The sequence below is a fragment of the Aneurinibacillus aneurinilyticus ATCC 12856 genome (assembly GCF_000466385.1).
GTDB lineage: Bacteria > Bacillota > Bacilli > Aneurinibacillales > Aneurinibacillaceae > Aneurinibacillus > Aneurinibacillus aneurinilyticus.
Genome location: NZ_KE952835.1, coordinates 11,867 through 22,330, shown reverse-complemented (window position 1 = coordinate 22,330; position 10,464 = coordinate 11,867). Strand labels below are relative to the sequence as shown.

At 46.3% G+C, this 10,464-nt stretch carries 12 protein-coding genes; 1 reads left to right on the top strand and 11 read right to left on the bottom strand.

From position 1 onward, the window contains the following. Window positions 1–452, bottom strand: a 452-nt coding sequence (locus tag HMPREF0083_RS16830) for a lysozyme family protein (RefSeq protein WP_021622807.1), incomplete at its 3' end; no start/stop codon positions are given. A 163-nt stretch (window positions 453–615) separates the two neighbouring features. Beyond that, entirely contained in the window at window positions 616–1,449 is an 834-nt protein-coding gene (gene paaX / locus HMPREF0083_RS16825; protein WP_040303288.1) for a phenylacetic acid degradation operon negative regulatory protein PaaX, read from the bottom strand. Window positions 1,450–1,679: 230 nt separating this feature from the next. Here paaX and HMPREF0083_RS16820 point away from each other — a divergent pair, with 230 nt between their 5' ends. Then, window positions 1,680–1,976, top strand: a complete 297-nt coding sequence (locus HMPREF0083_RS16820) for a hypothetical protein (RefSeq protein ID WP_021622805.1) — start codon at window positions 1,680–1,682, stop codon at window positions 1,974–1,976. 47 nt (window positions 1,977–2,023) lie between these two features. Here HMPREF0083_RS16820 and HMPREF0083_RS16815 read toward each other — a convergent pair whose 3' ends face one another. The 9 genes from HMPREF0083_RS16815 to HMPREF0083_RS16775 all read right to left on the bottom strand — a co-directional run bounded on the left by HMPREF0083_RS16815 (window position 2,024) and on the right by HMPREF0083_RS16775 (window position 10,271). Continuing rightward, entirely contained in the window at window positions 2,024–3,223 is a 1,200-nt protein-coding gene (locus HMPREF0083_RS16815; RefSeq protein ID WP_021622804.1) for a thiolase family protein, read from the bottom strand. A gap of 21 nt (window positions 3,224–3,244) precedes the next feature. After that, entirely contained in the window at window positions 3,245–4,444 is a 1,200-nt protein-coding gene (locus tag HMPREF0083_RS16810) for a thiolase family protein (protein WP_021622803.1), read from the bottom strand. Next, window positions 4,441–5,196 (bottom strand): 3-hydroxyacyl-CoA dehydrogenase family protein, encoded by a 756-nt coding sequence (locus HMPREF0083_RS16805; RefSeq protein WP_021622802.1) that lies wholly within the window; start codon window positions 5,194–5,196, stop codon window positions 4,441–4,443. Before HMPREF0083_RS16805 ends, HMPREF0083_RS16810 begins: the two co-directional genes overlap by 4 nt. Continuing rightward, window positions 5,180–6,037 (bottom strand): 3-hydroxyacyl-CoA dehydrogenase family protein, encoded by an 858-nt coding sequence (locus HMPREF0083_RS16800; protein ID WP_021622801.1) that lies wholly within the window; start codon window positions 6,035–6,037, stop codon window positions 5,180–5,182. Before HMPREF0083_RS16800 ends, HMPREF0083_RS16805 begins: the two co-directional genes overlap by 17 nt. Window positions 6,038–6,052: 15 nt before the next feature. Further along, complete coding sequence (locus tag HMPREF0083_RS16795; RefSeq protein WP_021622800.1) at window positions 6,053–6,829, bottom strand: enoyl-CoA hydratase-related protein; 777 nt, start codon at window positions 6,827–6,829, stop codon at window positions 6,053–6,055. A gap of 11 nt (window positions 6,830–6,840) precedes the next feature. After that, entirely contained in the window at window positions 6,841–7,614 is a 774-nt protein-coding gene (locus tag HMPREF0083_RS16790; RefSeq protein ID WP_021622799.1) for an enoyl-CoA hydratase-related protein, read from the bottom strand. 32 nt (window positions 7,615–7,646) lie between these two features. Beyond that, complete coding sequence (locus HMPREF0083_RS16785) at window positions 7,647–8,975, bottom strand: phenylacetate--CoA ligase family protein (protein WP_021622798.1); 1,329 nt, start codon at window positions 8,973–8,975, stop codon at window positions 7,647–7,649. Window positions 8,976–9,063: 88 nt separating this feature from the next. After that, window positions 9,064–9,849 carry an enoyl-CoA hydratase-related protein gene (locus HMPREF0083_RS16780; RefSeq protein ID WP_021622797.1) on the bottom strand — a complete coding sequence of 262 codons (786 nt, stop codon included), beginning with the start codon at window positions 9,847–9,849 and terminating at the stop codon, window positions 9,064–9,066. Window positions 9,850–9,875: 26 nt separating this feature from the next. Then, window positions 9,876–10,271, bottom strand: a complete 396-nt coding sequence (locus HMPREF0083_RS16775; protein ID WP_040303284.1) for a PaaI family thioesterase — start codon at window positions 10,269–10,271, stop codon at window positions 9,876–9,878. Window positions 10,272–10,464: the final 193 nt, after the last annotated feature.

Here is a 10,464-nt window from a genome sequence, read left to right as displayed (position 1 = left end):
GCACGAATACCTTTCGAGTTACGTCTAAGCCTTAAACTTGATGGTGGTGGAGTAGGACTATTATACGCCTGAATAATAGTAGGAAAATCAACATTCTTCTCCTTGCCATAGGTTGGCACATCATTTAAATGGCGGATCCCCTGCTGAATACTACGCTTAGGGTCGTCAATTGTATTGGGAGGAAGGCCAGCCGACTCCGATACCTGCATCGGATCGCCCCCCTCCCCCCTGCTTTCTTGATACATCAAGGCGAGCAGAACATGCGTATATTCCTCTAACTGATACTTGCGTAACTCTGCTCTTAGTACATCATATCGCTTTACTTTCTCGTATTTATTTATGTTAGACAGCGGAGACGTATCCTGATTGACTATAGCAATAAGAAACACTCCGATAAATAAAATTCCTGTCAGTATAAACAGCATCCCTATCCATCTCTTTATTCGTTTCATCTCTCTCCCACTGTATATATGTTTTACGCTATGTATTATACAGTAAAAGAAATGATTTGAACTCGGTCGCGCCGATGAGAAAAGAACCCTTCCAAAGTAAACAAGTGTCTACTCGGAAAGGTTCGGTACGTTTGATAATAAGAAGAAGGGGGTTTTCGTCATGTTATTTATTCGGTACGGGTACTGGCTCATAAATCTGTTCAAAAAAACGAATAGCCCCAGGATTTAATAAGTCATAATAGCGGTTAAAAAGAAGATCGGCCTTTTTTCCCAACCATAAATCAGGTAATAATTCTTCAGGCAAATCTGGATCAATAAATAAAAATTTGCGATAGTGATGCACAAGCTTCGTTTTCGCTACAAAGCAATCACTATCCGCAACGTCTTCTTTTTGCTCCATTTTTCTCTTCAACACTTCGTACTCGGGTTGATATAATTCAATAAACTCTTGGTAAGCCTGGTTCATCTCATCTAAGTTCCAGCATTTTTCCACAAGTTTTTTCGGCTCGCTCCAGCCGATATGGCTGGCCATAAACACTTCTACATATTCTGTTATCCCATACGATAACGTAATATCCTTTACCCGTTCTGTTAAATCATTCGGGCTTATCCACGTACTGGTCGTCAGCATCCCGAATCCGAGGAAAGTAAGCTCCTTACGCAACTGATCCCGTAAGTTTCGCTGACTCTCAGGAATATTATAGCTGGCGATGCACCACTTTCCATTCCACCCTTCGGCCTCTACCTTATAAATCCTTGCAGCCGCTTCATCCAGCCGCTTCTGTCCACGTAAAGACATGGAATAATAGCTTCTATTGCCGACTTTTGTAGATTCCAGCCAGCCCTGCTTCTGCATGCGGGATATGGCAGCGCGAACCGCTTGTTCGGACAAACCGAATTCACCAAGCAAGCGCGTTAAACTCCCTACCCAGATTTCACTTCCATAATGCCGTACGTATTCGCCATAGATGGTAAATAGCATTGATTGCGGTTTCACAAGTCATGGGCACAGACAACTCTACGTTTCAAAACGAAGAGCCATACGCCCTCCCTCCTTTCCAATACACACATTTTGTTCTGCAGGCAAGTAAGTACCGTTATTATAGTAGAGCGAAAAAATAACGTCAATCACGCTTCTTAGTGAAAATTGGTATTCTTTTTGGCATATATGCTATGATAAGAAGTGAAAAAAGGGCAACAACTGCCTGACAAGGGAGAGCATAAGACATGGCATCACTTTCGTCTAACCAGTTCGATCACTCACTAGCACTAAAAAAAGCGTATCCATTCGAAAAATATATCATTCATGTTCATAGCGACAGCGACACAGCTAACCAATTAGTCAGCTGGCAATTTCCAAACGGCCATATCGTCCAGCTGGTTTTTTTCGGCAATGGAAAAGCAGAATTGTTTTCACTTCCTCCTTCGCTCATCCTTCCCGAAGAGGGGGAAAATGGAATATTCTATACAGAGCAAGAGGTCTTGCTATTTTTACGCAATGTAAAGCAAGCAGAAAAAAACTAAAAAACAAAGCCACGAGATGTCCCTGATTGTCGTGGCTTTGTTTTTATTCATACACGTTCAATAATGGTGGCGATTCCCTGGCCTACTCCAATACACATAGCCGCTAATCCGTACCGGACTTCTCTTCGCTCCATCTCATACAGAAGCGTAGTCAAAATTCTTGCTCCGCTTGCACCAAGCGGATGCCCCAGTGCAATCGCTCCTCCATTCACATTTACTTTATCCATATCAATGTGGAGCTCTTGCACACTGGCTACCACCTGGGCAGCAAAAGCTTCATTCAACTCGAATAAATCGATATCATCGATAGTTAAACCTGCCTGTTTCAGCGCTTTGCGTGTAGCCGGTACAGGCCCGATCCCCATAACGGAAGGATCAACCCCTGCTACAGCGGATGCGACAATTCTGGCTCTTGGCTTTACGCCAAGCCTGTGTGCCGTTTCTTGTTCCATTAACAACAAAGCTGCTGCCCCATCATTTAGCCCTGATGAATTTCCCGCCGTAACAGTACCTTCCTGTTTAAAAGCAGGCTTAAGAGAAGCAAGCCGCTCCATTGTTGTTTCAGGACGCGGATGCTCATCCTGATTAACTACAGTGACTTCTCCTTTTCTTCCCTTAATTTCAACCGGCACGATTTCCTCGGAGAGTACCCCTTTCGCAAGCGCGCGCGCATATTTCTGCTGGCTAGTCCATGCGAATTCATCCTGTACTTCCCGGGAAATCCCATACTGCTCTGCCACATTCTCTGCTGTTTCCCCTAACGAGATGGGAGGGTATACGGCAGCCAAAGCATCATTAACAAGCCGCCAGCCCAGCGTAGTATCGTGCAGCTGCTGGTTGCCTCTCTGATACGGTTTTCCGGGCTTCATCATAACGAGCGGCGCCCGCGTCATGCTTTCCGTTCCTCCCGCTACATATACGCTGCCCTGTCCCGCTTTAATCGCATTTGCCCCCTGATTCACGGCTTCCAATCCGGAACCGCACAGACGATTCACCGTTACACCAGGAACCGTTACAGGCAATCCAGCCAGCAATAAAGACATTCTTGCAACGTTTCGATTATCTTCGCCGGCTTGATTCGCACAGCCCAAATATACGTCCTCTATGCATTCAGGAGAAATAGGGGTTCGTTCCAAAAGCTTTCGAATGACAACCGCTCCCAAATCATCCGGGCGTACGTCTTTTAATGCACCTCCATACCGACCAATCGCCGTTCTTACCGCATCGACAATTACAGGTGTTCCCATATCGCTCTCTCCTTTTTCACCTTATAATGCTTCCACCAATGTAGCCAATCCTTGTCCGCCTCCTATACAGAGAGAGACAATGCCATACTGCCGGCTTCGCCGACGAAGTTCGTACAAAGCTGTTCCGAGCAGCCGTGCTCCACTTGCACCAAGCGGATGGCCAAGAGCGATTGCCCCCCCGTTTACATTCGTCCTCTCTATCGGCAGTCCCAGCTCGCGAATACAGGCCAGCGCCTGCGAAGCAAAGGCTTCATTAAGCTCGAATACATCGATCTGGTCGACAGACATTTTCATATCGCCTAACAGCTTACGAATAGCAACAATCGGGCCGATCCCCATAACATCCGGAGACACACCGCCGCAGGCAAAATGGACAATGCGCCCAAGCGGCTTCATTCCGTACTCCTTTACCTTTTCTTCACTCATCAGCAGTACAGCCGCCGCTCCATCATTAATGCCTGATGAATTTCCGGCTGTGACAGATCCATTTTTGCGAAAAGCAGGTTTTAGCTTCCCTAATGCTTCTATCGTTACCTCCCGGCGCGGGTGCTCATCCTGCATAAATACAACAGGTTCCCGCTTTGGGCCGGGAACGGTAATCGGAACAATTTCCTCTGCAAATATCCCCTCATCTATTGCTCGAATCGCTCTGTGTTGACTTTCCAAAGCAAATGCATCTTGATCCTGTCGACTGATGTCGAATCGTTCTGCCACATTCTCCGCCGTATCCCCCATGGTTAAATCTCCATATAATGATACCGGGGCCGAACGAGGACCTCCAAAGGATTCCATGAGTGTTTGTTCCCCACGTTGATACGGCTGGGGAAATTTCTCTAAAATATATGGCGAGCGCGTCAAATTCTCTACACCACCCGCCAGCATAACATCCGCATGGCCCGCTTGAATGGACTGTACAGCAAGATTAATCGCTTCAAGCCCGGACGCACAGACCCGATTTACGGTTAAACCGGGCACAGACTCCGGCAAACCGGCCTTTAATAGCCCCACTCTGGCAATATTAATAAAAGGGCCCGCAGAAATAACATTGCCCATGATGACTCCGTCGACTTGTTTACCTGAAACCGCTGCACGCGTTAGAACTCCATTCATGACACTAGCCGATAAGTCATCCATTGGCACATCCTTCAGGCTCCCACCCAACTTCCCAATGGCTGTACGGGCACTCGCAACAACGTATACTTCCCGTCTTTGTGCTGTCATGGCTGATAAACCTCTTGCTTTTCATAAGAATAAAATCCGCGGCCGCTTCGCACTCCTACTCTATCGGCCAATACTAGCTTGCGCAGCAGCGGAGCCGGCCGATACCGTTCCTCGGCAAGATCCCGGTGTAAGCCTTTTACAACAGCGAACACTTCATCCAGCCCGATGCGATCTCCCCACTCCAATGGTCCATACGGATAGTTGGTTCCTTTTTTCATAGCAATGTCAATATCTTCAGGCGTCGCTGTTCCCTCCATTACGGCAAACGCCGCCTCATTAATAATCAGGGAGAGAATTCTTGGGAAAACGAGACCGACCTCGTCTTCAACAATCTCGCTTTCTTTTCCGAGCACGTCAAAAAAAGATTTTACTTGTTCAACGATAAGTGGCGTCGATTGTAGAGCAGGCGCTACTTCAATTAATGATCGTTCTATTAAAGGAACAAATGTCCCAAATCCGCATACTCTTTCCGAATATTCTGTCCACGATGCCGCTTCGGTCGCTGTAATCGCAAGCGAACTTGTCAAAATGGGTACATTCGCCGGGAGGAGCATATCCATTTGTTTGATTGTGCTTTTTTTTATATCCAAGTCCAGGTTGTTCACTTCAATTGCCAGCCTGATTTCATGTTTATGCTCATCAGCCTGTTCAAAAGATAAAACTGAATAACCTTTACTCTCTAGCAATATTTTCAACTCCGAATATAAGGGGCTATTACCCGCCAAAAGAACGGCATTACTCACTGTATTCATAAAACCCCTCCCCGCTTTTTCTTCCTAGGCTGCCCGCCTGTACCATCCGTTGTTGAATGCGGCTTGGCTTAAAGCGCCCTTCATGAAAAAAGTTTGTGTATACGGATTCTGTCGTAGCAAAATTGATGTCAATACCTATCATATCCTGAAGCTCAAACGGTCCCATTTTAAACCCGCCGGCCTTTTTCATAATCGTATCAATTTGCTCGATACTAGCCACCTGATCCCCTGTAATACGCAAAGCTTCATTATAGTAGGGACGGGCTACGCGATTTACGATAAAACCTGGCGTATCGTTTACAAGGACCGGTACTTTTCCCAGGTTTTCTGCAAATTGATAAGCCTTCTCTACATTCTCATCACTTGATTTTTTCCCGCGAATCACTTCAATTAAAGGCATAACAGGAGCAGGATTGAAGAAATGAAAGCCGATAATGCGCTCAGGGCTCTTGATCCCCCCTGCGATTTCTGTAATGGAAATGGATGATGTATTCGTAAGTAAGAGCGTATCTTCACGGCAGATGTTCGCCAACGAGGAGAAAATCGATTTCTTCAATTCCAACCGTTCTGATACAGCTTCAATCACCATATCGCAGCCATATAGCTTTTGCATATCGGAAATTGGCGAGATACGTTCGTATATTTCCTCTTTTTGTCGTTCCGTTATTTTCCCCTTGCTCACATCTTTTGCAAGTATAGATGCTACATACGATTGTGCTTTTTTCAATACGGCTTCATTCATATCAAGCAGAAGAACGTTGTGTCCCTGTCTGGCACAAACAAAGGCAATGCCTGCACCCATCGTACCAGCACCGATGACTCCAACTTGAGCATATGTCATATCATTCTTCCTCCTTTACTTACCCGTAAACACCGGCGTCCTTTTTTCGAAGAAAGCTTGAACACCTTCTTTATGATCCGCTGTATTCCCGGCAATCTCCTGGGAGATTGCTTCATATTCAAGCGTTTCTTCCAGGCTCATTGTAAGGCCTTGGTACATAGCCCGCTTAATCAATCCCATGCCTGTCGTAGGCAGTGCGGCCAGCCTGGATGCATATTCCATGACTTCCGTTTCAAAATTAACTGCCGGAAACACTTTGTTTACCAATCCGATACGGTATGCTTCATCTGCGGAAATCTTCTCGCCCGTGAGCGCCAGCTCCAATGCCTTTCCGATCCCTACAATCCGGGGAAGAAAATAACACCCACCAGAATCGGGCACCAATCCAATATTAATGAAGACATTGGAGAAGGAAGCTTTTTCCGATACGAGGCGCAGATCACAAGCAAGAGCCAAACTCATGCCCGCTCCAGCCGCCACTCCATTAACGGCTGCAATAATCGGCTTTGGGGTTTGCCGCAGCTGCATAATTAATGGATTGTAGCGCTTACGGAGAAATTCGCCGAAATCCACATCTCCTTCCGTGACTTCAGCTAAATCCTGTCCCGCATTAAAGGCTTTACCTGCGCCTGTGATTACAACACATCGAACTATCGGGTCTTTCCCCACTTTTTTTAATACATCAAGCATCTCTTTATGCATCCGCTCAGTGAATGCGTTAAACTTATCGGGACGGTTCAGCGTAATTTTTGCGACACCTTCAACCGATTCATACAAAATGGTTTCATACATATGCCTGTTCCCTACCTTCCAATGAATTTCGGCTGGCGTTTTTCGATAAATGCTTTCATTCCTTCGGCTTTATCTTCGCTTGCACACAGCAAATAGAAGCAATGACGCTCATAATCCAGCCCTTCATCCAACGGATAGTCAACTGCCTTTAGAACCGATTTCTTAATCAAGCGGGCAGCAACGGGGGGCTGTGCAGCAAGTTTGTGGGCAATTTTCACCGCTTCCTTAAAGTAGCTTTCGAGCGGCACGACCTTATTAATCAATCCATAGCGTAACGCTTCCTGTGCTGAAATCGGCTCACCCGTCAGCAACATCTCCATTGCTTTGACCTTTCCGACCGCTTTTGTCAATCGCTGTGTACCACCGGCTCCCGGCATCACACCCAACTTAATTTCCGGCTGGCCGATCTGGGCCGTTTCGGAAGCAATGACAATGTCACAATGCATCATTAATTCACAGCCGCCACCAAGCACAAACCCGCTTACTGCCGCAACGATCGGTTTCGAAACTCTCGCAATCCGGTCCCATACAACAAACTGATCCTTTATTAACATCGATACAGCTGCTTCATCGGCCATTTCACCAATATCAGCCCCGGCCGCGAATGCTTTATCATTACCCGTAAGAACAATGGCACGGATCGAGGTATCCATGTCCATTCGCTCCAATTCTTCAGCTAATTCGTCAACAAGCCTAAGGTTTAATGCATTTAGCACATGTGGCCGATTCAGCACAATAATGCCTATATGTTCTTCCTGAGACACCTTGATATGTTCGTAGGACATCCCGCTTCCCCCTTTCTCACCATGAAACAGCGTTATGCCAGCACAGTTTTACTGCGATTATCCACGATTCGAATCGCTTTTCCGTCACTGCGTGGAATCGTGTTCGGCTCATTAACACGTAAAACAACAGACACGCCCAGGGCATTCTTCATTTCATGAGCAATGGATTTCACTAATCCGGTTGCCGCGTCGCTTTCTTCCAGCTTGCCCGTCTGACCGATAAATTCGTCCGTCACTTCACAGTGCACCTCGAAACGATCAAGCGCCCCGTCGCGTTCGATTACAACTTGATAATGTGGTGCCAGCTGCTTGAATCCTAGCAATACGGATTCGATTTCGGTCGGAAATACGTTTACACCGCGGATGATAAGCATATCGTCTACCCTGCCTTTAATTCGGGACATTCTTATAGTAGTTCGGCCACAAGCGCATTTCTCGGGATGCAAGGAGGCGATATCCCCCGTACGGTAACGAATAACCGGAAACGCTTCTTTCGTTAAAGAAGTAAATACCAACTCCCCTTCCTGTCCGTATGGCAAAACCTCTCCTGTTTTCGGATCCACGATTTCTGCTAGGAAGTGGTCTTCCGCAATATGGAGTCCGTCTTGCGCCACATGACATTCAATGGAAACGCCAGGTCCCATAACCTCGCTTAGTCCGTATATGTCAACGGCTTTAATGTTAAGCGCTTCCTCCAATTGCACCCGCATTTCCTCTGACCATGGCTCGGCCCCGAAAATACCGTACCGTAGGCTTGTCTCCCTGGGATTTAACCCCATCCGCTTCATTTCTTCTACAATATTCAATACATATGACGGCGTACCCGCGATACCCCGGGGCTGAAAATCCTGAATTAACGTAATTTGACGAGGCGTATTGCCGCCTGAAACCGGAACAGCCACCGCTCCCATATGTTCAATTCCATTATGCAAGCCAAGGCCGCCCGTAAACAGACCATAACCATATGCATTGTGGAAGATGTCACCCGGCTTTCCTCCCGCACAGCAGAGCGCTCGTGCCACGATTTCAGCCCAATTCTCTATATCTTTTTTCGTATAGCCAACAACGGTAGGTTTCCCTTTCGTTCCGGATGAACCATGGATGCGGACAATTTGATCCGTGCCTACAGCAAATAGACCGAACGGATAATTTTCTCGTAAATCCGTTTTTTTCATAAAAGGTAATCGCTGTACATCTTCTAACGATTGAACGTCCTTCGGATCAATGCCCACACGCTTAAATGCCTCTTTATGAAATGGAACGTTTTCATAAGCGTGTTTTACGGCCCGCTGAAGTCTTTCCAATTGGATTTTTTGCATATCCTCACGTGCCATCGTTTCTATTTCATGATTGAATATCATTCTTCTTCCTCCTTAACCGAATGCAAGTCATTACTTCTTTGTTTCCGCTTACAAATGCGGATAGGAATGCCATGGTCATCCGAAACAATTATTCTCCCTGAAATACTGGCTTTCGTTTAGCATTAAATGCTTCGAGCGCTTCAACACGATCCCTTGTAGGGATGATGACTTCATATGCTTTTGACTCGATATCCAATCCGGTCTGCAAATCCACACCGTTCCCTTTATCAATGGAATATTTAGCCTGATATACTGCCAGTGGAGCGTTAGCAAGAATATCATTTGCCATGGATTGCACCTTAGCATTAAGTTGTTCGAAGTTTTCCGCTACACCGTTGAGGATGCCATATTCGAGTGCCTCTATTGCGGATATTTTTTTTGCTGTTAAAATCAACTCTTTTGCTCTAGAAGGTCCGATAAGCTTCGATAATCGCTGTGTGCCTCCAGCTCCGGGAATAATTCCTAAGCTTACTTCTGTGAGCCCCATTTTAGCCTCCTGCAAGGCATATCTAAAATCGCAGGCAAGCGCAAGCTCGAATCCTCCACCAAACGCAAAACCATTTATAGCGGCAATGGTAGGCTGCGGGATTCTCTCCAGAGCGGAAAATACATCCCGTATCTTCCTTACATTACGACGGACTTGCTGTTCGTTTAATGTACGCCGTTCTTTAAGATCAGCACCCGCACAGAAAGCACGACCTTCCGCCGTCACGATCACTACACGAATCTCCTTCATTTCCTGCTCAATGCTCTCAATTATCTCTCCTAAACGAACGAGTGTTTCATAATTAAAAGCGTTTAATGCATTCGGCCGGTTCAATTTTATCGTGGCAATATGTCCGTCCCTCTCCAGTATGACGGTTTGCTGTTCCATCTTTTCTCTCTCCCTTCCCCTAAAAATTATAATGACGGTGTATTTATTCGAGCATACGTGCCCGAGGCAATAGCGACCAGCGTACCGTCGTCTGTACTAACTTCCGCCTGCATTACAATAATTCTTTTACCCTTCTTAACGACTCTGGATTCCGCAATAAGCAGCTCTCCTTTCGCTGGTGACAAATAGCTTACTTTGTTTTCTACAGTAACGCATTGTTGTACCCCATTTATATGAGGGGCAGCTCCATGGCCCATAGCTACATCCGCAAGTGTGCCGGTAACGCCGCCATGAACGACTCCATCAATACTGTTATACAGTTCAGGACGCACTTTCAATACAGCTCTGCAGCCATCGTCATCATTTCGCTCAATTCTAATGCCTAAGTAGTGGTTAAAACGATTATTTGATTCATATGGCATCGTACTCACTCCTATATACATCTGGTTTGATACATCGACAAACTTTTGTGGTAGGAGGTAAGAAAAGACGGAAGGGCCGGGGGCGGGAGCGGTCAGAAAAAGACAGCTGGCCTTTCTTCTGCTGGAGCGCAGGGCGCATCGACCCTCTTCTTTTTTCCAAATTTCCTCCTTCCAACCACGTTATCATGTCAAA